At 72.0% G+C, this 21,862-nt stretch carries 21 protein-coding genes; 8 read left to right on the top strand and 13 right to left on the bottom strand.

Translation table 11 applies throughout. From position 1 onward, the window contains the following. The first annotated feature begins 47 nt into the window (after positions 1-47). The 6 genes from IE317_RS19775 (at position 48) to IE317_RS19750 (ending at position 7,066) form a co-directional block, all read left to right on the top strand. Positions 48-1,583 carry an NAD(P)-binding domain-containing protein gene (locus IE317_RS19775; RefSeq protein WP_191312152.1) on the top strand — a complete coding sequence of 512 codons (1,536 nt, stop codon included), beginning with the start codon at positions 48-50 and terminating at the stop codon, positions 1,581-1,583. After that, positions 1,583-2,650, top strand: coding sequence for an alpha-hydroxy acid oxidase (locus tag IE317_RS19770; RefSeq protein ID WP_191312150.1), 1,068 nt, complete (start codon positions 1,583-1,585; stop codon positions 2,648-2,650). The genes IE317_RS19775 and IE317_RS19770 overlap by 1 nt, the downstream gene beginning before the upstream one ends. Then, positions 2,647-3,888, top strand: coding sequence for a cytochrome P450 (locus IE317_RS19765; RefSeq protein WP_191312149.1), 1,242 nt, complete (start codon positions 2,647-2,649; stop codon positions 3,886-3,888). The genes IE317_RS19770 and IE317_RS19765 overlap by 4 nt, the downstream gene beginning before the upstream one ends. Next, positions 3,885-5,165 carry a cation:proton antiporter gene (locus IE317_RS19760; protein ID WP_191312147.1) on the top strand — a complete coding sequence of 427 codons (1,281 nt, stop codon included), beginning with the start codon at positions 3,885-3,887 and terminating at the stop codon, positions 5,163-5,165. Before IE317_RS19765 ends, IE317_RS19760 begins: the two co-directional genes overlap by 4 nt. A gap of 63 nt (positions 5,166-5,228) precedes the next feature. Further along, complete coding sequence (locus tag IE317_RS19755) at positions 5,229-5,876, top strand: response regulator transcription factor (RefSeq protein WP_191312290.1); 648 nt, start codon at positions 5,229-5,231, stop codon at positions 5,874-5,876. Further along, positions 5,873-7,066, top strand: coding sequence for a sensor histidine kinase (locus IE317_RS19750; RefSeq protein WP_191312145.1), 1,194 nt, complete (start codon positions 5,873-5,875; stop codon positions 7,064-7,066). Before IE317_RS19755 ends, IE317_RS19750 begins: the two co-directional genes overlap by 4 nt. Before the next feature lie 157 nt (positions 7,067-7,223). On the opposite strand, the gene IE317_RS19745 is transcribed toward IE317_RS19750, so the two are convergent. The 9 genes from IE317_RS19745 to IE317_RS19705 all read right to left on the bottom strand — a co-directional run bounded on the left by IE317_RS19745 (position 7,224) and on the right by IE317_RS19705 (position 15,858). Continuing rightward, on the bottom strand, positions 7,224-8,456 hold the full coding sequence (locus IE317_RS19745; RefSeq protein ID WP_191312143.1) for a HEAT repeat domain-containing protein: 1,233 nt from the start codon (positions 8,454-8,456) through the stop codon (positions 7,224-7,226). Between the two features lie 57 nt (positions 8,457-8,513). Then, entirely contained in the window at positions 8,514-9,803 is a 1,290-nt protein-coding gene (gene hisS, locus IE317_RS19740; RefSeq protein WP_191312142.1) for a histidine--tRNA ligase, read from the bottom strand. Between the two features lie 23 nt (positions 9,804-9,826). Beyond that, positions 9,827-10,216 carry a hypothetical protein gene (locus tag IE317_RS19735; RefSeq protein ID WP_191312140.1) on the bottom strand — a complete coding sequence of 130 codons (390 nt, stop codon included), beginning with the start codon at positions 10,214-10,216 and terminating at the stop codon, positions 9,827-9,829. A gap of 85 nt (positions 10,217-10,301) precedes the next feature. Further along, positions 10,302-11,468, bottom strand: a complete 1,167-nt coding sequence (locus tag IE317_RS19730) for an amidohydrolase family protein (RefSeq protein WP_191312138.1) — start codon at positions 11,466-11,468, stop codon at positions 10,302-10,304. A gap of 1 nt (position 11,469) precedes the next feature. Then, positions 11,470-12,579 carry an MAB_1171c family putative transporter gene (locus IE317_RS19725; RefSeq protein ID WP_191312137.1) on the bottom strand — a complete coding sequence of 370 codons (1,110 nt, stop codon included), beginning with the start codon at positions 12,577-12,579 and terminating at the stop codon, positions 11,470-11,472. Further along, positions 12,576-13,097 carry a hypothetical protein gene (locus IE317_RS19720; RefSeq protein WP_191312135.1) on the bottom strand — a complete coding sequence of 174 codons (522 nt, stop codon included), beginning with the start codon at positions 13,095-13,097 and terminating at the stop codon, positions 12,576-12,578. Before IE317_RS19720 ends, IE317_RS19725 begins: the two co-directional genes overlap by 4 nt. Then, on the bottom strand, positions 13,094-13,498 hold the full coding sequence (locus tag IE317_RS19715; protein WP_191312133.1) for a helix-turn-helix domain-containing protein: 405 nt from the start codon (positions 13,496-13,498) through the stop codon (positions 13,094-13,096). Before IE317_RS19715 ends, IE317_RS19720 begins: the two co-directional genes overlap by 4 nt. A gap of 297 nt (positions 13,499-13,795) precedes the next feature. Beyond that, complete coding sequence (locus tag IE317_RS19710; RefSeq protein WP_191312132.1) at positions 13,796-14,248, bottom strand: flavodoxin family protein; 453 nt, start codon at positions 14,246-14,248, stop codon at positions 13,796-13,798. Next, positions 14,248-15,858: a phospho-sugar mutase gene (locus tag IE317_RS19705; protein WP_191312130.1), complete on the bottom strand. Its 1,611-nt coding sequence runs from the start codon at positions 15,856-15,858 to the stop codon at positions 14,248-14,250. The genes IE317_RS19710 and IE317_RS19705 overlap by 1 nt, the downstream gene beginning before the upstream one ends. Positions 15,859-15,888: 30 nt before the next feature. Between IE317_RS19705 and IE317_RS19700 the strand changes: the two genes are divergently transcribed. Next, positions 15,889-17,040, top strand: a complete 1,152-nt coding sequence (locus IE317_RS19700) for a glycosyltransferase (protein WP_191312128.1) — start codon at positions 15,889-15,891, stop codon at positions 17,038-17,040. 67 nt (positions 17,041-17,107) lie between these two features. On the opposite strand, the gene IE317_RS19695 is transcribed toward IE317_RS19700, so the two are convergent. From IE317_RS19695 to IE317_RS19685, 3 genes are read right to left on the bottom strand one after another with little or no spacing between them, the layout of a single operon-like run. Beyond that, on the bottom strand, positions 17,108-17,887 hold the full coding sequence (locus IE317_RS19695; RefSeq protein WP_191312127.1) for a purine-nucleoside phosphorylase: 780 nt from the start codon (positions 17,885-17,887) through the stop codon (positions 17,108-17,110). Next, the gene (locus IE317_RS19690) at positions 17,884-18,303 is read right to left on the bottom strand and encodes an ABA4-like family protein (RefSeq protein WP_191312125.1); all 420 of its coding nucleotides are present in this window, start codon (positions 18,301-18,303) and stop codon (positions 17,884-17,886) included. Before IE317_RS19690 ends, IE317_RS19695 begins: the two co-directional genes overlap by 4 nt. Continuing rightward, entirely contained in the window at positions 18,300-19,307 is a 1,008-nt protein-coding gene (locus IE317_RS19685; protein WP_229902799.1) for a hypothetical protein, read from the bottom strand. Before IE317_RS19685 ends, IE317_RS19690 begins: the two co-directional genes overlap by 4 nt. A gap of 114 nt (positions 19,308-19,421) precedes the next feature. Between IE317_RS19685 and IE317_RS19680 the strand changes: the two genes are divergently transcribed. Then, positions 19,422-20,048, top strand: a complete 627-nt coding sequence (locus IE317_RS19680) for a MerR family transcriptional regulator (RefSeq protein ID WP_191312123.1) — start codon at positions 19,422-19,424, stop codon at positions 20,046-20,048. Here IE317_RS19680 and IE317_RS19675 read toward each other — a convergent pair. Beyond that, positions 20,045-21,778, bottom strand: a complete 1,734-nt coding sequence (locus IE317_RS19675; RefSeq protein ID WP_191312286.1) for a serine/threonine-protein kinase — start codon at positions 21,776-21,778, stop codon at positions 20,045-20,047. The genes IE317_RS19680 and IE317_RS19675 overlap by 4 nt on opposite strands. Positions 21,779-21,862: the final 84 nt, after the last annotated feature.

Raw genomic sequence — 21,862 nt, 5'->3', positions numbered from 1 at the left:
GGCTCGGCGCCGATCATGCGATCGGTGCCGAGCCCCAGGAGGTCGTCGTGGCGGAGGAAGTGCTCGATTATCTGGTCGTCGGGGCCGGGCCGGCCGGGTTGCAGCTGGGGCAGCACCTCGGCCACGCCGGGCACCGGTACCTCGTGCTGGAGGCCGGGTCCGCGCCCGGGCACTTCTTCGAGACCTTCCCGCGGCACCGGACCCTCATCTCCATCAACAAGAAGCACACCGGGTACGCCGACCCGGAGCTGCGCATGCGGATGGACTGGAACTCGATCCTCGCCGACGGCGACGACGACCCGGTCCTCTTCACCGACTACAGCGAAAAACTCTTCCCGGACGCACCGGACTTCCTGCGCTATGTCGCCGACTACGCCGCGAAGCACCAGGTCAACATCCGCTACAACACCCGGGTGACGCGCATCCGCCGCGACGGCGAAACTTTCGTGCTCACCGCCGGTGACGCCGAGTTCAGGGCGAACCGGCTGATCATGGCCACCGGTGTCACTCGGCCGTACATCCCGCAGTTCCCCGGCGTCGAGCTGATCGACCAGTACGTGGACGTCGACGTCGACCCGGAGCACTTCACCGGCCAGCGCGTCCTCGTGCTCGGCAAGGGAAACTCCGCCTTCGAGACCGCGGACAACCTGATCGAAACCGCCGCGGTCGTGCACGTCGGCGGCCCGCGGCCGGTGAAGCTGGCCTGGCGCACGCACTTCGTCGGCCACCTCCGCGCCTACAACGCGGGCATCCTCGACATGTACCAGCTCAAGCTGCAGCACGCGATCCTCGACGGCGACGTCCGCGAAGTCCGCAAGGACGCCGACGGCTACCACGTCAAGTTCGCCTTCGCCCGCGCCGACGAAGTCATCAAGGAAATCCGCTACGACCGCGTGATCGGCTGCACCGGCTTCCGGTTCGACGCCTCGCTGTTCGACGAGGACTGCCGCCCCGAACTCACGATCGACGACCGGTTCCCGGCGCAGACCTCGAGCTGGGAGTCGGTCAACGTGCCCGGCCTCTACTTCGCCGGCACGATCACGCAGGTCCGCGACTTCAAGAAGGCCACCAGCGCCTTCATCCACGGCTTCCGCTACGGCGTCCGCGCGCTCGCGAAGGTGCTCAACGAGCGCCACCACGACGTCCCGTGGCCGCACACCGAACTGCCCGCGAAACCGGACGCGCTGACCGACGCCGTCATCACCCGGATCAACCGGACTTCCGCGCTGTACCAGCAGTTCGGCTTCCTCGCCGACGTCGTGGTCGTGGACGGCGACACCGCCCGCTACCTCGAAGAGGTGCCGGTCGACCGGGTCCTCGAAGACCCGCCGGCCGACGCCTACGTCGTCACCCTCGACTACGGCCCCGACCACGACAAGGTCGACCCCTTCGACTTCGTCGCCCGCGCCGCCCAGGACAAGGCCAACGACCACGGCGAAGGCCACTACCTGCACCCGATCGTCCGGCACTACCGCCGCGGCGAGCTGGTCGCCACCCACCACGTCACCGAGAACCTCGAGAACGAGTGGGACAAAGAGGTGCACGTCGAGCCGCTGACGGCGTTCTTCACGCGGGAGCTCTGATGCGGACGATCGCGGAGTTCGAGGCGACGGCCCGGGAACGCCTCGACCCGGCCCACTACGACTACTTCGCGGGCGGCGCGCAGGACGAAATCACCTTGCGGGAAAACGAAGAAGCGTACAAACGCCTCCGCTTGGTTCCCCGCGTGCTGCGCGGCAGCGACAAACGGGACCTGAGCGTCGACCTGCTCGGGACGCCGTCCTCGATGCCGATCCTCGTCGCGCCCACGGCGTTCCACCGGCTCGCGCACCCCGACGGCGAGCTCGCCACCGCGCGGGCGGCGGCCCGGGCGGGCACGATCATGATCGTCAGCATGGCCTCGACCACGGCGATCGAGGACATCGCCGCGGCCGCCCGCGAGGTCGCGCCGGACCCGGGCCTGTGGTTCCAGCTCTACCTGCAGCCGGACCTGGAGTTCACCGAGGCGATCGTGCGCCGCGCCGAAAACGCCGGGGTGAAGGCGTTCGTCGTCACCGTCGACTCGCCGGTGCTCGGCCGCCGCGAACGCGACGACCGCAACGCCTTCCACGACCTGCCGCCCGGCCTGGCCGTGGAGAACCTCCGCAACATCGGCGAGAACCGCAGCGGCGGCACCGCCAGCCACGTTCGCGACATCGTCATGTCGGCGCTGAACTGGGACCACATCGCGTGGCTGCGGTCGAAGACCAGGCTCCCGGTGCTGATCAAGGGCCTGCTCCACGCCGAAGACGCGCGGCTGGCCGTGCACCACGGTGTCGCCGGGATCGTCGTGTCCAACCACGGCGGCCGCCAGCTCGACACCGTGCCCGCCACCATCGACGTGCTGCCGGAGATCGCGGCGGCCGTCGGGGGAGCGCTGCCGGTGCTGCTGGACGGCGGGATCCGCCGCGGCACCGACGTCGTCAAGGCGCTCGCCCTCGGCGCGGACGCGGTCGGCGTCGGCCGCCCGGTCGTGTGGGGACTGGCGGCGGGCGGCCGCGAAGGCGTCTCGGAGGTGCTGGAGATGCTGCGGGCCGACTTCGACCAGGCCCTCGCGCTGTGCGGCGGCCGGCACCCGGCCGATCTCACCCCGGACCAGGTGCGGCGATGATCGGCAAGGTCCTCGCCTGGCTGCCCGAGCGGGTCGTCGCCTTGCGGATGCGGATCTTCGCGCTGGTCAACGGCCAGGACGTGGTGACCATCCCGGGCCCGCAGGTCGGTGCCGCCGACTTCCGGCGCGTCTACGCCGACCCGGCGGCGAACGGCCGCAGCCGCGGCGCCGCGCTGTCCGACCTGTTCTGGTACTGGCTCTCGCCGGGGCCGCAGGTGCACCAGGAACACCTCGAAGCCGGCCCGCGCTACGACGAGGTCGCCAAGTGCACCCGGCACATCCTGGTCAAGTCCAAAAAGGAGTCCGAAGAGCTGACCCGGCGCGTGGCCCGGCACGTCCTGGCCGGCGTCCGCCCCGGCCTCGTCCGGCTGCGCGACGAGATGATGCCGATCTGGGCCGAGCTGTACTACGAGCTGGTGTTCGACGAACCGTGCCCGCCGCGGGCCCGCGAGCTCATCGTGGCGCACGCGGACGACGTCGCCTCGGCCCTGAAGTGCGTGCGGCCGCGGAACATGCGCCGCCGCGCGCGGCTGACGAAGTACCTCAGGCAGCGCCTCGCCGACGTCCCGCACCCGCTCCCGCAGTCCCTGACCCCGGAGGAACAGGCCTACTACCTGCAGGGCACGTTCTTCACCACCGCCGTCGTGCAGATGTCGGAGGCGATGGCGCACCTGCTGATGATCATCGCGCAGGACGAGAGCCTTCAGCAGCGGCTCGCCGAGCACCCGGAGGACGCCGACAACGTCATCGACAGTGTTATTGACGACGGGTTGCGTGCGTACCCGCTCTTCGGCATCGCGCACCGGATCTCCACCGCGGACATCGAGCTGGACCACCTCACCATCCCGGCCGGGACGGTGCTGTGCTTCAGCTACCCCGGCTTCGCCGAGCAGTCGGCCAAGGAGGACTTCATCCCGTTCGGCGTCGCGCAGAACCGCGCCTGCCCGGCCCGGGGACTCGCGCCGCCGACCATGCGGGTCGTGACCCAGGAGGTGCTGCGCCGCTTCAGCCTCGCTTCGACGGCCGCGCACACGCGCTCGATCCCCAACCGCGGCCCGGCGCTGCTCACGCCCCGCGGAGCCCGTCCGCGGCGCGCGCCCCTGGTGTGGCTCGGGGTCCGCGACCGCTGGGAAGACGTCTGGCGCAGCTTCGCCCAGCTCGTGTTCGGCACGTACATGGTCCTCGACGCCCGCCGCCTTGCCCTGTGTTCGACCTACTTCGCCGGAGGCAACCGATGAGCCCGTCCGAAGCGGCACCGGTGTTCTTCCTCGCCGTCGTGGCGATCCTCGTGGTGGTCCGGGTGGTCTGCCTGGTCGCGGTCAAGCTCGGCCAGCCGCCGGTGGTCGGGGAGATGATCGCCGGCGTGCTGCTCGGCCCCTCGCTGTTCGGGCTGCTGCTGCCGGACGTCCAGGCGGCGCTGTTCCCGGACGCGATCCGGCCGCTGCTCTACGTCGGCGGCCAGATCGGCCTGGTCATCTACATGTTCGGCGCCGGCTACGAGTTCAACCTGCGCAGCATCATGAGCTCGCGCAAGTCGGTCGCGGCGATCTCCTCGGCCGGGACACTGGTGCCCCTGGCGCTCGGAGTCGGCGTCGCGGTGCTGGGCACGTCGTGGGTCGGCATCGGCAAGGTCGGCGTTTCGCTGGTGACGTCGGCCGCGTTCGTCGGGGTGGCGGTGGCGATCACGGCGTTCCCGATGATGGTGCGGATCATCACCGAACGCGGGATCGGCTCGACGCGGTTCGGCTCGCTCGCGCTGGCCTGCGGCGCGCTCGACGACGTCCTCGCGTGGCTGCTGCTGGCCGTCGTGCTGGGCATGCACGCCGGGTCGCTGGGACCGATCGCGCTCGCGCTCGGCGGCGGGCTGCTGTTCGCGCTGCTGGTGTTCATCGTCGGGCGGCGCCTGCTGGCCCGGGTGATGGGCAGTGACCGGGTGAGCGTCGACCAGCGGGTGCTCATCACCGCGATGACGTTGTTCGCGGCCGCCTGGTTCACCGACACGATCGGGCTGTACGCGGTGTTCGGCGCGTTCACCGTCGGGGTGGCGTTCCCGCGCGGTGCGGCCTCCGACGCCGTGCTCGCGAAGATCATGCCGATCGGGTCGATCGTGTTCGTCCCGCTGTTCTTCACCTATTCCGGCCTCAACACCCGGTTCGCGCTGCTCGCCGACCCGAAGCTGCTCGCCTTCGCGCTGCTGACGGTGGCGGTCGCGATCATCGGCAAGCTGGGCGCGTCCTGGGGCGCGGCCCGGCTGGCGGGAGAGCCGCCGGCGATCGCCACGCGCGTCGGCGTGCTCGTCAACGCCCGCGGGCTGATGCAGCTGATCGCGCTCAACGTCGGGCTCGCCGCGGGGATCGTCTCCCCGGCGTTGTTCACGGTGCTGGTGCTCGTCGCGCTGGTCACCACGATCATGACCGCGCCGGTGCTGGCCTGGCTCGACCGGCGCGATGCGCGCAAGGGGAGCACCGAGGTACTCCTGACGGCCGAACCTGTGCCGGTGACCGGGAAAAGTTGATTCTTCAAGTTCGGAAATAACTGCCAAGATGGATCGGTGCGCGACGGGGTGGCGAAGCCGAGAGTGCTGCTGGTCGAAGACGACCGGGAACTGGCGGGCATGCTGGGGGAGCTGCTTGCGGACGAGGGCTACGAGACCGAGGTGGCGCACGACGGCCAGCGTGGTCTGCACCTCGGGCTCACCGGGAGCTACGACGTGATGGTCATCGACCGCCGCGTCCCGGTGCTCGACGGGCTGGAGCTGCTGCGGCGGCTGCGGGCCCGGGCGGTGACCACGCGGGTCCTGGTGCTCTCGGCGCTGGGGGAGGTGGCCGACCGCGTGGCGGGCCTCGACGCCGGCGCGGACGACTACCTCGTCAAGCCGTTCGAGGCCGAGGAGCTGCTCGCGCGGCTGCGCGCGCTGGGTCGTCGTGACCTCGACGGCGCCGAGTGCCTGCCGCTCGGCACGGCCGCCCTCGACCTGCGGCGGCACGAGGTCGTGCTGCCGCGCGGCGAGCGGATCACGTTGTCCGGCCGGGAGTTCGAGCTGCTGCGGACGCTGGCCCAGCGGCCCAAGGCGATCCACCCGCGGGCCGCGTTGCGCACGCGCGTGTTCGCCGACTCGACCGGTGAGTCCATTGTGGACACATACGTGTACTACCTGCGGCGCAAGCTCGGCCGGGACGCCGTGCGGACCGTGCACGGCCTCGGGTACCAGATCGGCGTGGTATGAGTCCCGCTCCCGAGGAACGGGTCCTGCGGCGGGCGCGGTGGGTGATCACCGCGCAGATCGCCGTGGTGGTGTCGCTGCTCGTGGCCGTCGCGGGCGCGATCGCGTACGGGATCCTGCTCTCGGGCCAGCACGCCGACGCGGACCGGCTGCTGGCCAGGACGATCCAGCTCGGCCCCGGCACGACCCCGCCCGGCTGCGTCTGGCTGTTCACGCCGGGAGCGCACGCGCCGGCGGGCCCGCCGCCGGCGGGGATGCCGATCCCGGAGCTGAACGCGTTCGTGCCGTCGCCCGGCGACGTCCACATCGAGCGGCGGTCGATCGACGGGATGACGTACACCTTCCGGGTGGAGAACCGCGGCGGTGTCGTCTCCCAGGCGTTCTTCGAGGAGCGGTACCAGATCCAGGACCGGGCGTCGCTGGTGTTCGGGCTCGGTGTCGCCGAGGCGCTGGCGCTGCTGGCCGCGCTGGGGTCCGGGCGGGTGCTGGCCCGCCGGGCGATCCGGCCGCTGGAAGACGCGCTGCGACGGCAGCGGACGTTTGTCGCGGACGCGTCCCACGAACTGCGCGCGCCGCTGACCCGGCTGCACACGCGCGCGCAGCTGCTGGCCCGGCGGGCGTCCGGCCGCGACGCGGTGGAGCTCGACCACCTGGTCCGCGGCACGCGGGAACTCGGCGAGGTCGTCGAGGACCTGCTGCTGTCGGCGCAGGCGTGCGGCGAACGGCCGTCGCTGGAGCTGGTCGAGCTGGGTGTGCTGGCCGAGGAGGCGGTGGCGGCGGAAGCGATGCGCGCTTCGGAGGGCCAGGTCCGGTTGGCGGTGACGCGCGAGCGGCGGCCGTACGTCGTCCAGGGCGTGCCGACGGCGTTGCGTCGCGTGCTGTCGGCGTTGCTGGACAACGCGCTCGGCCACACCCCACCGGGCGGTTCGATCGAGGTCTGGCTCGGCGTCCCGGACGAGCGGCACGTGGAGCTGCGCGTCCGCGACACGGGCGTGGGCTTCCCGGCCGCCGACGCGGACCGCATCTTCGAGCGGTTCGCCCGCGGCTCCGACGGCGACGGCCGCCGCTTCGGCCTCGGCCTCGCCCTGGTCCGCGAAGTGGTGACGGGCCACGGCGGCACCATCGCCGCGGCCGCCCGCCCCGGCTCCGGAGCCACGTTCACCCTCCGCCTCCTCCGCGCCGACCCCTCGTGATCCGGCAGGCATCACGCGTGCTCGAGCGGGCATCACGCGTGATCCGGCGGGCATCACGCGTGATTGAGCGGGCATCAGCGCGATGCCTCCCGGATCACGCGAGATGCCCCTCTGATCACGCTTGATGCCTCTCCAGACACACGTGATGCCCCGCTGATCACGGGGATTTCGGGAGGGCGAAGCGGATTTCGCGGGCTGTTTCGGGCGGGAGGCGGTCGAGGTGGGCCTCGATTTCGGTGGCGAGGGTGGGGGACGGGGTGGTGTAGGTGGCCGCGGAGTGCTGGAGCCAGGCGTGGATGTCCTGGTGGGCGTCGGCCGCGAGGTCCGGGTCGGCCAGGAGGGTGAGGTCCGTGTGCAGGCGCAGCCAGGTGCCGTGGTCGCGGAGGAGGGCCGCGGCCGCGCGGCGCGTGTGGAGCGGGTGGGCCGGGGCCAGGAGGGGCCGGAGCGTGGCCGGGTCGACGAACCGGCCACGCAGGAACGCCACCACCTCCCGGGTCACCGCGGGCGACGGGTCCGTCAGCAACGGCCGCACCGCAGCCGACTCCGGGGCGATCCGGCGCAGGCCGCGGACGGCCGCCCGGCGGACGCGGGGACGCTCGTCGGCGAGGTGACGTTCCAGGAGCGGGGCGTCGGCGGCCGTGCCGGTTTCGCCGAGCCCGGCGAGGGCGCCGAACGAGACCGGCAGCGTGCGGTAGTGCGCCGCCGGGTCCGGGACGAGGACCTGGGCCATCGCGCGCACGGCCGACGACCGGTCCGCGAGGCGGGCCACGGGGGCTTCGGGACCGAGCAGCGTCAACGCCCGCGCCCGGACCTTCGGTGCACCGGCCGCCAGGAGTTCCTCGACGCACTCGCCGCGGTCGAGCAGCGCGTCGCCGCAGATCGCGCGCACCACGAAGTCGGGGTGCGTGGACGCGATTTCCAGCAGCCGCTCGCGCGCCAGCAGCCCGAGCGCCTCGCGGTGCGCCCAGCGGCGGCTTTCCCGGTCGTCCACGGCCAAGGCGGCGTCGAGCACGCTCGGCAGTGCGTCGCGCAGCAGCGTGGTCATCCAGTCGTCGACCTCCCGCCGCCGCAGGACACCGATGAGCGGCAGCATCGCGCGTAGGGCCGAATCGTCCAGTTTGGACAGAACGGCCGACCGGGCGCGTTCCCGGACCGGCCGGACCCAGTCGACGCACCGGATCAGCAGCAGCGGCAGCGCTTCGGGATCGGTGCTGACCGCGAGCCGCTTGACGGCGGCCTCGCGCAGGTACCCGTCACCGTCGCACGCGGCTTCGGCCAGCTCTTCCCGTGAGGGCCGGCGGCTCAGCCGTCGCCCGCGGCGGTACCCCGACTCCCGCCGCACGGTGAGGTCGAACTCGACCCACTGCCGCACGTCTTCGAACTCGATCATCGGCCTCCCCCTCCGCCGCCCAGGATGCCCGGGCGCCGGAGGGGGAGTCGAACCGGTTTACGCCAGCAGCGCCCGCACCGCCGCCGGGGCGTCGGCGACGGCGACCGGGTTCTGCTCCCGGGTCGCCAGGCTGCGGACCGTCACGTTCCCCGCGGCCCAGTCCTCCTGGCCGACGATCACCACCGCGACCGCGCCCGCCTTGTCCGCGCGGGTCAGTTCCTTGCCCAGCTTCCGGTGCTCGATCGGCGTCGACGTCCGCAGGCCCGCGCCGCGCAGGGACGCGGCCACCGACCGGGCCGCGTCGAAGAGGTCCTCGGTCACCGGGATCACCATGACGTCGACCTCGCTGCGCGGGGCCGGGGTCAGCCCGTGCGTGTCGAGGAAGTCGATCAGCGTGACGTCGCCCATGCCGAACCCGATGCCGGGGATCTGCTGCGGCGTGAACATCGACGCGAGGTCGCTGTAGCGGCCGCCGCCGAAGAGGGCACGGCGGTTCTCCGGCGAGGTGTCGAAGACCTCGAACACGGTCGACGTGTAGTACGCCAGCCCGCGCACGATCATCGGCTCGTACTTCACCAGCGAACCCGCGCTGCTGTTGAGCACCCGCACCAGGTTCGACTGCTCCCGCACGTCGGCCGGCAGCTCGTCGAGCAGCGCCTCGCCCGCGTCGAGCGTCTCGGCCAGCTTCTCGAACTGCTTGTCCGAGAGCCCGATCTCCCCGGCGCTCTCGGCCAGCTTCTCGCGCGGGTACTTCTCCCAGCGGTCGACCAGCGCGAACACCTGGGCCAGGTGGTCCGCCGACACACCGGCGACATCGGTGAGCGCGGACGTCAGCAGGTTCCGGTCGTTGACGCGCAGCACGAACATGTCCGGCGTCGCGCCCAGCGCGGCCATCAGGTCGTGCACCAGCTCGAAGATCTCGATCTCGCAGTTGGCGCTGTCCGAGCCGAAGATGTCCGCGTTGATCTGCCAGTGCTCACGCACGCGGCCGCGCTGCGGCGCCTCGTAGCGGTGGCAGTTCGGGTGGCTGTACCAGCGGACCGGGAACGACAGCGACTTCGCGCTCCCGGCGATCATCCGCGCCACCGACGGCGTCATCTCCGGCCGCAGCGCCAGCCGCCGCCCGCCCTTGTCGGTCAGCGTGTACAGCTGCTTGTCGGCGATCTCCTGGCCGGACTTCCGCTCGTAGATCTCGGCCGACTCGAGGATCGGGCCGTCGTAGCGGAGGAAGCCGCGGCGCTCGAGGACGTCGTAGAGATGACCGAACACCTGGGTACGCACGGACATTTCGGCGGGCAGGAAGTCCCGGGTCCCCTTGTAGGGCGCGGTCGGCAGGTATTCAGGCACGTCATCAGCTTAACGACCGGCGCTCAGGCGAAAGCGACCCCGTACGCGGTGAGGAGCGTGGCCGCCGCCAGGAGCACCGCGCCCACGGACGTCACGCGGCCGCCGAGCTTGCCCTTGTTCGGCAGCAGGTGGAGGAAGAAACCACCCGATTGGGCAAGGATGCCGAACAGCAGCAGGAAGCACGTGATCCACAACGTCGTGTCGGACAACGCCGTGCGGCTCAGGATCTGCAGCGCGACCAGAGCGAGGATCAGCAGGACGCCGGCGTGGGCGTGGCCGGCCCGGAACATCGCCCGTTGGTGTTCGGTCAGCTTGCGGTCGCGCAGGACGCCCATCAACGCGTAGCCGCCGTACATCACGGTCGGCAGCGAGACCAGCGCGATCACCGTGAACAGCTGGGTCGGTCCGTGCATCGGGGAGCTCCTTCGAGGTGGGTAGCGCAACAGTAACACTGTTTTAAAACGCTGTCACGTAAGTGGGCATTCCCCGATCGGGGGCCTAGGTGGAACGGCCCTGGGCCAGGACGAGCAGCGGGTTGCGGAGCGCGGCCAGCGACGCGAGGGGGTCGCCTTCGACGACCAGGACGTCCGCCGCGAGCCCGGCTTCGAGCCGCCCGGTGACGCCGCCGAGGCCCAGCCCGGCCGCGCTGTCCTCGGTCGCGATCTCCAGGATCCGGCGCCGCGGGAAGCCGAGCCACTCGTAGAGCTCCAGCGCGCCGACGGGGTCGTCGAACACCGAGCCCGGCAGGCCCGCGTCGGTGCCGGACAGCAGCCGGACGCCGTGCTCTTCGAGCCACGGCAGCCGCCCGTACATCGCCTGCGCGACGTCGTCGCCGAGCTTCTCGACGATCACCCGCCAGTTGCGGCTGCTCGTCGAGCACGCCGAGATCCCGCGGGCCGCCATCCGCTCGGCGACCTCCGGACGGCGGTCGAACGAGCGCGGGCCGGTCAGGAAGCTGCAGTGCTCGACCGTCGACACCCCGGCCTCGACGGCGGCTTCGATCGCGTCGGCGCCGTGGGCGTGGGCCGCCACCGGCAACCCGTGGGCCGCCGCGTGCTCGGTGACCACGCGCAGCTGCCGCGTGTCGAACTGCGACTCCCACATGTCCGCGCCGCCTTCGGTGAGCTGGCCGCCGCTGGCCATCACCTTGATCACGTCCGCACCCGCGGCCGCGTTCGCGTCGATCAGAGCGCGGATTTCGCCGTCGGAAGCCGTTTCGCCGCCGAAAAAGTGGCAATGCCCGCCCGGCACGGTGATCGGCGGACCGGACACCAGCAACCGCGGTGCCGCCGATCCCTCGAACGAACGCCGGACGGCCGCGCCGAGGTGCCCGCGGTCCCCGAGGTCCCGCACGGTCGTGACGCCGCTGCGCAGCATCGACGTCAGCCGCGAACGCGCGCCGTCCAGGAGGTCTTCGGTTTCCGAGAAGTGGGCCAGCACCTCCCGGGAGGCGTCGAAGGCCAGGTGGACGTGGACGTTGAAGAGACCGGCCAGCGCGGTCCCGGTGGGGAAGTCGTGCCGGACCGCGTCCGGCGCGGCCTGTGCGACGACGTCCGCGCGCGGGCCCGCCGCGACGATCACGCCGTCGCGCACCAGCACGGCACCGTCGTCGACCGGGGTGGCCGGCCGCGGCAGCACCCGGCCGGCGGTGATCAGCGTGTCCACGTCACTTCCCGTCCGCCATCGCGGCCGACAGCGCGAGCAGCGGCCGGACGTCCGATTCGAGGTCGTCCGCCCCGGCGGGCAGGACCTGCTTGGCGCGGCCGTCGCTGGCCTCGCCGTCCGCGTGCCGCCGCAACGCCGCCTTCAGCGCGGCCGCCGCGGCCGCGGGATCGGTGGCGACGACCTCGCCGAAGTCCGCGTCCAGGTACGGCGAGAGCTGCACCAGCCCGTCGCGGATTTCGATCACCCGGCGGTAGTGGACCCGGTTGACGCCACCGCGACCGCGCGGCGGCGTCCGCAGCACGATGCTGGGGAACGCCTCGACCAGGACCGTCCACAACGGAGCCAGTGCCGCGTGTTCCCGCCGGTGCTGGCGACGCCGCCGCAGCGCCGAAACGCGCGCCCGCACCCCCGGGTAGGTGACGCCGGCGAGGAACAGCATCCCGCCGACGATCACGAACGGCACGCCCAGCAGCAGCAGGATCTTGACCACGGGCCCGAACACCCACGCCACCACGATGTACAGCGCGCGGAAGACGCTGCCGGCGGCCGCGCTGGCCATGCCGATCGCGCTCAGGCGCAGCCCGATCCGCAGATCGCGGTCGGCCACCCGCAGGTACCGCACGATCCAGGCCGTGCAGGCGACGAGCCCGTAGATCAGGTACAGCCCGGCGCCGAGGTAGAACGCCGCCACCCCGCTGTCGTGGATCGTCGACGGCCCCAGCGGCAGGCCCCGCAGCTGCGGCGGGGTCAAGGCCATCGTGACGACCATCGACGCGATCGCCGCCGCCAGTGGCACCAGCTCCAGCGCCACCCGCCGGTAGCGGCGGGGGCCCAGCGCCGAGCCGAGGAAGAAGATCACCAGTGCGCAGATGCCGCACGCGAGCAGGGCGTTGTTCGCCACGCGGGCCGCGCCCCGGCCCAGCAGCGCGTCCACTTCGTCGGAGACGACCGGCTGCTGCAGCAGGAACGCCGCGGCGAACCCGGCCACGCACGCGGTGACGGCCCAGTTCGGCACGGTCGGCGCGCGCGTCACCTGGTAGATCCGCCACGCCAGCGCGGCGGCGAACAGCACCAGAGCCAGCAGGTTGACCGGGCTGAAAAGCGTGCTCACAACCACCCTTGGTGATCGCCGAGCGCCCCCTGGATCCGGCGGAGATCCCGGTCCGCAGCGCGCCGCGGGATCGTGTAGTTCAGGACCGACGCCCACTCGAGGATGATGGTCGCGACGGTCTCGGCTTCCCACTCGTGCGCGTCATCGTAGGACGAGCGGCGCAGGGCGCGGTGTACGGCATCCGGGTCGAGATCGGGAGCCGGGCCGCGCAGGAAGTCCGTCGGCTCGGCGTCGCCGTGCGGGTGGTGGTCCGCCAGCATGTGCCCGAGCTCGTGCAGGATGATGTGGTCCTGGTGCGATTTCGTCGTTTCGGCCTGGTAGAAGATGTAGTCCGCGGACGACGTCGCGATCCAGCAGCCGAACGGCCCCGGCACTTCGAGCGGGTACGCGAGCAGCCGGATCGGCTTCCCGCGCCGCTCGCCCAGCCGCGCGCACAGCACCTCGACGTCCAGCGGCGGCCCGATGTCCAGGTCCTTGAGCAGCTTCCGGCAGCGGCGGCGCAGCTCGCGCTCCTTCATCGCGAGGGGTCCTCCGGGTTCCGGCCCTCGCGTTCGGCCCGCTCGTAGCGCTCGACGAGTTCCAGCAGGTCCATCACCTGCCGACGGCCTTGCGGGGACAGCTCCTGGGCGCGCATCGCCATCAGCTGCGCCTCACCCGCCGGCGGCGCGGCCGCCTCTTCGTCGAAGAAGTACGTCACCGGCACGCCGAACAGCCTCGCCAGCGCCTCGACGTAGTGGATCTTCGGGTTGACCCGCTTGCCGGTGGCGAGCTGCTGCAGGTACGCGGGCGACATCGCCGGGCCGCCCGCCCGCTCGACGGCGGCCGAGATCTCCCGGTAGCTGTGCGGCGCGCGGCCGTCCACCCGAGCGGCCTCGATCAGGGCGCTCAGGCGTTCCGCGAAGGTGCGTTGCCGTGCCATCTCCACCCCCTGGATTCGAGCCGCGGAAATTCTAGCCGCAAAAACCACTGTACGCACATGTTGACAGCCATCGTATGCAGTGGTTTACAGTTGGCTCGCCTCTCGCCTGGCTCTCCGTGCCCTGGGGGTGCACGGAACGGCCAAGGCGAGAGGTTGTCATGCCTTCGACTCGTCATGATCGGCCGTCTGTAGTACGCTTCAGGGGTCAAGGTCGATCGCCCTCGGGCGAACCCTTGACCACGGCCTGTTGCCGGAGGTCGACCCCCAGGGCTTCCGGTGACAGGCCCCTTTACGTTTTCAGGCCATCAGCGTCGCGGCCAGCGTGCCGCCGAGTTCGGTGCCCGCTTCGAGGGTCTTCTTGTCCGGTTCACCCGTGCTTATGACGGGTTCCGCCGCTTCGGCCCACGCCAGGCCGGTCGTGATGGCCAGCAGTTGCCGCTGCGTGCCCGAAATGTCGCTGTTGCCGTGAATCCAGTACCCGAACGGGCGGCCTCGGGTCTCGTCCAGGCACGGGTAGTAGATCGTGTCGAAGAAGTGCTTCAGCGCGCCGCTCATGCTGCCGAGGTTCGCCGGGGTGCCGAGCAGGTAGCCGTCCGCTTCGAGGACGTCGGTGACCGTGGCCGCCAGAGCCGCGCGGCGGACCACGGTCACCCCCTCGATGTCGGGGTGCGTCGCCCCGGCCACGACCGCCTCGAACAGCGCCTGCGTCGACGGCGAAGGCGTGTGGTGGACGATCAGCAGCCGAGGCATCAGGCGAGCAGCTCCTCGACGTCCGCCCGCAACGCCGTCAGCCGCTCCTGCGCCGCTTCGCGCGCGCTGTCCACCACCTGCAGGTACGCCTTCAGCTTCGGCTCGGTCCCGGACGGCCGGACGACCACGCGCACGCCGTCACCGGTCAGCCGCACCACGTCGGCGTCCGGCAGCAGGTCTTCGAGGGTGACGTCGACGCCGCCGAGCCGGGCCGGCGGGGTGGTGCGCACCTTCGCCATCAGCTGCCCGCGGACGGCGAGATCGGTGACCCGCAGCGAAACCTGGTCGGTCAGGTGGACGCCGTGGCGCTGCGCCAGCTCGTCGAGCACGTCGAGCGGGGTGCGGCCCTGCGCCTTGAGCTGCGCGGCGAGCCCCGCGGCCAGCGTCGCGGCGGCGATGCCGTCCTTGTCGCGCACGAAGCCCGGGTTCACGCACAGCCCGAGCGCCTCTTCGTAGGCGAACACCAGCCCTTCGCCGGCGCGGACCAGCCACTTGAAGCCGGTCAGCGTCTCGGCGTACCGGGCGCCTTCGGCCTTGGCGATTTCGCCGAGCATCGACGACGACACGATCGTGGTGGCCACCAGCGGGTCCGGCAGCGTCGTGCGGTCCACTGTGGACAAGACGTACGAGCCGAGCAGCACGCCGGTTTCGTCGCCGCGCAGCATCCGCCACTCGCCGTTTCGTTCGCGAACGCCGAGCGCGCAGCGGTCGGCGTCCGGGTCGAGCGCGATCGCCAGGTCGGCGTCCACATCGGACGCCAGCGCGAGCAGCAGGTCCGTCGCGCCCGGCTCCTCGGGGTTCGGGAACGACACGGTCGGGAAGTCCGGGTCCGGCGCGGCCTGGGCCTCGACCAGGTGCAGGTCGGTGAACCCGGCCCGCTCGAACGCCGCGCGCAGCGTGTCGGCACCCACCCCGTGCAACGCCGTCGCGGCCACGCGCACCGCGCGTTCGTGCCCCAGCGGCAGCGTCGCGACCTCGTCGAGGTACCGCGGCAGCAGGTCGACGACCTCGGCGCCGGGCGCCCGCGGCACGTCGGCGGCCGGCGGCGCGGCCTCGATGGCGCGCTCGATCTCCCCGTCGGACGGCGGGACGATCTGCCCGCCGGTCGCGTCGTAGAGCTTGTACCCGTTGTCCGCCGGGGGGTTGTGCGACGCGGTGATCTGGATCCCGGCCACCGCGCCGAGCCGGCCGACGGCGAACGCGAGCACCGGCGTCGGCAGCGGGCGGGGGAACACCTTGACGTCGAAGCCGGCCGCGGTCAGCACCTCGGCGGTGGCCGTCGCGAAGGCTTCCGAGCCGTGTCGCGCGTCGCGGCCGACGACGACCAGCGCGCCGGCGTGCCCGTGCGCCTTCAGCCACTCCGCGACCCCGGCCGTCGTGCGGGTGACGACGGCGACGTTCATCCCGTTGGGCCCGGCGCGCACCGGGCCGCGCAGGCCGGCGGTGCCGAACTCCAGGGGACCGGCCAGCCGGTCGGCGAGGTCTCCGGCGGCCGCGGGGTCGCTGCCGGCCCGGGCCAGGACGGCCTCGAGTTCGGCACGGGTGGCGGGGTCCGGATCGGCGGCGATCCAGCGGGAAGCGGCGTCACGCAGGGTGGAATCCGATGTCACCGCGACAGCCTACGGGCTATGGTCGGGTAGGTGCGCTTACTCTTCACCTCACTGGGGTCCTTCGGTCACACGTTCCCGCTCGTGCCGCTGGCGATCGCCGCACGCGACGCGGGCCACGACGTCGTCTTCGCCACCTCGGAAGACTTCCTGCCACAGCTGACGAAAGCCGGGCTCGACACCGCGGCCGCCGGGCTCGCCATCAAGGACGCCTTCGGGCAGGCGTTCGGCGGAGGCCGCCCGCCCGGCCCGCCGGGGGACATCCCGCCGGAGGTGCTCCTCCCGATCGTCGCGAAGGTGTTCGGCGAGCTGATGCCGAAGCGGTTCCTCGCCGACCTGCTGCCGCTGTTCGAGCACGTCCGGCCCGATCTGGTGGTGAGCGAGGCGGGCAATTCGGGCGGGGCGTTCGCCGCGCTGAAGGCCGGGATCCCGGTGGTGGCGCACGGTTTCGGCCGCGTGTCGACCGGCGACCCGATGACCGGGAAGATCCGGGACGCGATCCGCTCGCACGCGGCCGAGCTGGGGATCGAGGTCGGCGAGGACCTGGCGTTCGGCGGCCCGTTCGTCGACATCTGCCCGGAGTCCGTGCAGGACCCGGAGTTCCTGGCGCGCACCCACCGCGTGCCGCTGCGCCCGGTCGGCTGGAGCGAGCCGGGCGAGCTGCCGGCGGGCGTGCTGGACAAGCGGCGTCCACTGGTCTACCTGACGCTGGGCACGGCGATGGGCCACGCGGGCGTGCTCACCGAGGCGATCGCCGGACTGTCCGGTTTGGACGTCGACGTCCTGGTCGCCACCGGCCCGTCGCTGCCCGAGGGCGCGCTGGGCGAGGTGCCGGAGAACGTCCGGCTCGAGGCGTGGGTCCCGCAGGCGGCGCTGCTCCCGCACGTCGACCTGGTGGTCCACCACGGCGGCAGCGGCACGACGCTCGGCGCGTTCGGCGCGGCCCTCCCGCAGCTGCTGCTGCCGCAGGGCGCGGACCAATTCACCAACGCGGACGCGGTCGTCGCGGCCGGCGTCGGCGACCGCCTGCTCGGCGCCGAAGTCACCGCCGAAGCCGTGGCCGCCAAGGCCCGCCACCTGCTCACGGACCCCGCGGTCCGCGACGCCGCCCAGGCCCTGGCCGCCGAAGTCGCGGCCATGCCCTCCCCGGCCGAGGTGGCCGCCCAACTCCCCACCTTCGCCTGAATTACGGCTTCGATCACGCGAGTTCCGGCTTGAATCACGCACTCACGTGATTCAAGCCGGAACTCGGTCAGGCGCGGGTGACCAGTTCGCGGAGCAGGGAGCCCATCTTCGTGGCCGCCGCGCGGCCGGCTTCCAGGACTTCCTGGTGGTTGAGCGGCTCGCCGGTCATGCCCGCGGCGAGGTTCGTCACCAGGGACAGGCCGAAGACCTCGACGCCGGCCGCGCGGGCGGCGATCGCCTCCAGCACCGTCGACATGCCGACCAGGTCGGCGCCCAGCGTGCGCAGCATCCGGATCTCCGCCGGCGTCTCGAAGTGCGGCCCCACCAGGCCCGCGTAGACGCCTTCTTCGAGCGACGGGTCGATCTCCTGCGCGATCTTCCGCAGCCGCGCGGAGTACAGGTCCGTCAGGTCGACGAAGTTCGCGCCGACGATCGGCGAGCGCGCGGTCAGGTTCAGGTGGTCGGCGATCAGCACCGGCTGACCCACCTGGAAGCCTTCGCGCAGGCCGCCCGCCGCGTTCGTCAGCAGCACCGACCGGACGCCGGCCGCCGCCGCGGTGCGCACGTTGTGCACCACCGGGTCGATGCCCTTGCCCTCGTAGAAGTGCGTCCGGCCCAGCATGACCAGGACGTTCTTGTCCCCGATCTTCAGCGACCGGATGGTGCCGCCGTGGCCCACCGCGCCGGGCGTGGTGAAGCCGGGCAGTTCGGCGAACGGGATCTCCGTCTCGCACTCCCCGATGACGTCCGCCGCCGGGCGCCAGCCCGAGCCCAGGACCACCGCGATGTCGTGCGCGTCCACGCCGGTGCGCTTGGCGATGGCGCTCGCGGCCTCTTGTTCAGTCATGCGAGGGAGCGTATCCGGACCGTCCGGACCACCAGGAACACCGCCAGCCCGAACGGTGAGAGGAAGATCGTCAGCAGCAGGATCGGGCTCACGATCCAAGGCGAGATGTCCCGGGCACGCCCTTCGAAGTACATCCAGCGGGCGATGAACAGGTCGAACGCAATGAGGTGCGCCCAGACCAGCCCGGCACCCCACGGCGTGGCCAGCAGCGTCTGCAGGACGCCGAGGTCGGGCCGCAGCATCGCCCGCCCCCACTCGCCGAAGTGCGGCAGCACGAGCGCGAAGTAGCAGATCAGCGGCAGCAGCGGCACCCACGGCGACTTCATGATCCGCTCGGTCCACCGCCACTTCGGGGCCAGGATCAGTAGCGCCCAGAACGGCGCGGCCAGCGGGAACGCCAGGTCGAAGAGGGTCATCGGACGCGCACCGCGGCCCACGAACCCAGCCCGACCCCGGCGGCCAGCACGGCGAACGCCCCGAGCGTCGCCGCGTCCGGGTGCACGAGCGGCTGCGCCCGCAGCGCCTGCCAGGTGACCAGCGCGATCAGGCCCGCGTACCCGGCCGCGCCGATCAGGACGAGCCGGACGCGCACGACGTCGTCACGCAGCCGCGGGAACCGCGGAGCCAGCGCCACCAGCGCGATGGCGAGCAGCGGCAGCGCCTGCAGCGCGTGCATCCCGACGAAGTGCGGGATCCGCAGGTCGCCACCCACCGTGCTCCAGCCGAGGATCGGCAGGCCGGGGCCGCCGTCTTCGAGCCCGACGGTGTGCCCGCCGACCATCGACGGCCGTCCGCCGCTCTTCCACTGCGCGAGCTGCTGCGCGGTCGGGTTCGTCATCAGCTGGCCGAGCGAGATCCCCACCAGCGAGAGGACGGCGCCGGTCCGCACCGCCCAGCGCGACGCGCGGTCGGGGACCTTCGTGAACAGCACCAGCACCGTGAGCACCAGGGTGGCGACCCAGAGCACGGCGATCATCGCGGCCATGGTGCCGAAGATCGCGGCGTCCTGCGGGGTCTCGACGTTGAAGTGGCTCGCGCGGCCGCGGGCCGCCTGGAACACGAGCAGGACGTACTCGGCGGCGAAGATGAGGACCAGGAGGTTCGTCAGCCCGGCCGCCGTGCGCCGGAACCGCGGCAGCAGCGAGACGAGCCAGCTCCAGGTGGCGAAGTAGAGCGCACCGGACACGGCGAACTTGAACGGCTTCGCCCAGAGCGGCGCGCCTCCCAAGGTCCGCTGGTCGAGCACCATGGCGGCGACGCACAGCAGCGCCACCACCGCCAGGGCGGCGGCCGCGACCGCGGACGGCCGGTGCCAGGTGTGGGTTCTGCTGCGGAGATCGGCACGGCGCTTCTTTTCGGGGGTTCCGGGTGGCGGAGCCCCCGGCCCGGGGCGAAGCCACGGAAGGCGCAAGATGGTCATGGGTTCCTCCCAGAACGGATAGTCAAGCTCTCCGTTTTGGAAAGTTAAACTATCCATACTGAGAAGTCTTCAGGGTTGTCCCCGAGGCGGACCCCGGGATCGGAGCGGAAACGCATGCGGATGGCCGAGCTGAGCGCCGAGTCCGGGGTGCCGGTCGCGACCGTCAAGTACTACCTGCGCGAAGGCCTGCTGCCGCCCGGCGAGCGCACCAGCCCGAACCAGGCGCGGTACTCCGCGGCGCACGTCCGGCGGCTGCGGCTGATCAAGGCGCTCACCGAAGTCGGCGGCCTGCCGCTGGCCTCGGTCGGCGCCGTGCTGAGCGCGATCGACGGCGACGAGACCCCGCACCGGACGATGGGCGTCGTCCAGCAGGAGCTGGCCGGGACTCCGCCGAAGGTGTCCGAGGAGGCCGCCGAATGGGCGTCCGGGCGGCTGGCCGACGTCATGCGCCGCCACGGCTGGAAGGTGCACCCGCCGGAACACCGCACGATGGCGAACCTCGTCGCGGCGCTGGCGACGGCCAAGGAGCTGGGGCAGGAGAAGCTGACCGAGCGGCTGGAGGAGTACGCCGAGCTGGCCATGCGCGTCGCGGAACTCGACGTCGACGTGGTGGCCGGCCTGACGTCGCTGGACACGATCATCGAGACCGGGCTGGTCGCCACCGTGCTCGGCGACCGGATCTTCGCCGGGCTGCGCCACCTCGCCCAGGAGCAGGTGTCCCGCAAGGTCCTCGGCGGTTAGTCCGAGACGCTCAGGGTCGGCGCGATGCGGCTGAAGACGTCCTGGCCCGAGCTCTCCTGCTCGGCGGGCACGGTGACCGACAGGATCCACAGGCTGCTGCCCGCCTGGACCAGGTTCATGAACGTCACGCGGGTGCCGCCGCCCCGGCCGGCTTCGGGGAGGGTGCCGCCCTCGGCCAGGCGGTAGGTCAGCGTCGAGCCCTTGCCGCCCGGCAGCGGCGTCGGGTCGTAGAGCTGGAACGCGTTGGCCGGGTAGGACCCCTTCAGCCAGGCGATGTACTCGCCGTCGCCGGGGAACTGGGTGAAGTACTTCGCCAGCCGTTCCACCCGCAGCGACCGGCGCCCGTCGGGCGAGACGTACTGGACCGCGGTGCTCGCCCCGAACTTCGTCGTCGTGTGCGGGGCGACGAACTTCTGCCAGCCCTCGGGCACCTGGAGGCCGAACTGGCCGCCGTTGCCGGTCACGTAGCTCGCGTCGCCGGACTGCTGCACCAGCGTCGGCGCCGGGACGTCGGTGACGCCGTTCGACGTCGGCGGCGGGGCGGCGGCCGGGGGCAGCAGCGACTGCCCGCCGACCGTCCTGGCCAGTGCGAACCCGCCGCCCGCGGCGAGCAGGAAGAGCAGGATCGCCACCGCGATGAGCACGGCGGTGGCCGTGGAGCTGCGCCGGGCCGCCTTGGGCTGCGGGACGAACAACGTCGGCGGACCCGAGCCGGGCGCCGGCGCGGGCGCGGGCGGGCGCAGGAACGGCAGCGGGCCCGGGTCGGCGGCGAGCTCGCTGCTCGACCCCTCTGCCTTCTTCTCCGCCTTGACCTTGTCCTTCTCGGGCAGGACGGTCTTGATCACCTGTGTGTCGGTCGCGTCCGGCTGCGCGGACGTCTTCTTGCCGTCCGGGGTGTGGAACAGCTCGGCCCCGAACAGGTCGAGCGGCGTCTTCGTCTGCAGCGGGTACAGCCGGTGCCGGACCTCGCGGAGCGTGATCCGGTTGCCGGGCTCCTTCTTCATCAGCGCGCCGATGACGTCGGCCAGCGGACCGGCCTTGGGCTGCGGCACCTTCCCGTTGACAACCTTGCCGACCGTCTCCAGGGGGTCGCCGTCGGCGTCGTACGGCGGCGCGCCCTCGACCGCGGCGAACAGTGTGGCGCCGAGGCCCCACAGGTCCGCGGCCGGCGTGACGGCGCCGCCGGAGGCCACCTCCGGCGCGATGTAGGCGGGCGAGCCGAGCATGATCCCGGTGCGGGTCATGGTCGCCTCGGAGACGTTGCGGGCGATGCCGAAGTCGGTCAGCTTGATCCGGCCGTCGCTGGCCACCAGGACGTTGCCCGGCTTGACGTCGCGGTGGGTGATCCCGGCGGCGTGCGCGGCCTCCAGCGCGGACGCCACGGCGATGCCGACCGCGGCGGCCTGCCCGACGGTCAGCGGTCCGTGGTCGCGCAGGATGTGCGCCAGGCTGCGCGAAGGCAGCAGCTCCATCACCACGAACGGCTGGTCGTCCTCGCGGGCGACGTCGTGCAGGATGATCACGTTGGGGTGGGAGAGCACGGCGATGGCGCGGGCCTCGCGCAGCGTGCGCTCCCGCAGCTCGTCCGCCTGCGACGCCGGGATGCCCGGCGGCACCTTCATCTCCTTGACGGCCACCTGCCGGTGCAGGAACTCGTCGTAGGCCGACCAGACGGTGCCCATCGAGCCGGAGCCGAGCACCGAACGCAGCCGGTAGCGACCGGCGACCACTCGTGTCTCTTCGCTGGAGGGGGGCACCCCCTGATTGTGTCGTACCCGAATGACCCCGGATTGCCTAGGGGCGCGACTAGAGTC

Source organism: Amycolatopsis bullii, from assembly GCF_014654205.1.
Lineage (GTDB): Bacteria > Actinomycetota > Actinomycetes > Mycobacteriales > Pseudonocardiaceae > Amycolatopsis > Amycolatopsis plumensis.
Note: the sequence above shows the minus strand (reverse complement) of the source record. Positions and strands in the feature narration are given on the sequence as shown.

Excerpts from the sequence above, each read along its gene's own strand:
- IE317_RS19710 (WP_191312132.1), bottom strand. The coding sequence starts at position 14,248 with ATGCCTCGGCTGCTGATCGTCCACCACACGCCTTCGCCGTCGACGCAG.
- IE317_RS19750 (WP_191312145.1), top strand. The coding sequence starts at position 5,873 with ATGAGTCCCGCTCCCGAGGAACGGGTCCTGCGGCGGGCGCGGTGGGTG.
- IE317_RS19690 (WP_191312125.1), bottom strand. The coding sequence starts at position 18,303 with ATGACCCTCTTCGACCTGGCGTTCCCGCTGGCCGCGCCGTTCTGGGCG.
- IE317_RS19745 (WP_191312143.1), bottom strand. The coding sequence starts at position 8,456 with ATGATCGAGTTCGAAGACGTGCGGCAGTGGGTCGAGTTCGACCTCACC.
- IE317_RS19680 (WP_191312123.1), top strand. The coding sequence starts at position 19,422 with ATGCGGATGGCCGAGCTGAGCGCCGAGTCCGGGGTGCCGGTCGCGACC.
- IE317_RS19720 (WP_191312135.1), bottom strand. The coding sequence starts at position 13,097 with ATGAAGGAGCGCGAGCTGCGCCGCCGCTGCCGGAAGCTGCTCAAGGAC.
- IE317_RS19695 (WP_191312127.1), bottom strand. The coding sequence starts at position 17,887 with ATGACTGAACAAGAGGCCGCGAGCGCCATCGCCAAGCGCACCGGCGTG.
- IE317_RS19715 (WP_191312133.1), bottom strand. The coding sequence starts at position 13,498 with ATGGCACGGCAACGCACCTTCGCGGAACGCCTGAGCGCCCTGATCGAG.
- IE317_RS19735 (WP_191312140.1), bottom strand. The coding sequence starts at position 10,216 with ATGCACGGACCGACCCAGCTGTTCACGGTGATCGCGCTGGTCTCGCTG.
- IE317_RS19765 (WP_191312149.1), top strand. The coding sequence starts at position 2,647 with ATGATCGGCAAGGTCCTCGCCTGGCTGCCCGAGCGGGTCGTCGCCTTG.
- IE317_RS19760 (WP_191312147.1), top strand. The coding sequence starts at position 3,885 with ATGAGCCCGTCCGAAGCGGCACCGGTGTTCTTCCTCGCCGTCGTGGCG.
- IE317_RS19685 (WP_229902799.1), bottom strand. The coding sequence starts at position 19,307 with ATGACCATCTTGCGCCTTCCGTGGCTTCGCCCCGGGCCGGGGGCTCCG.
- IE317_RS19770 (WP_191312150.1), top strand. The coding sequence starts at position 1,583 with ATGCGGACGATCGCGGAGTTCGAGGCGACGGCCCGGGAACGCCTCGAC.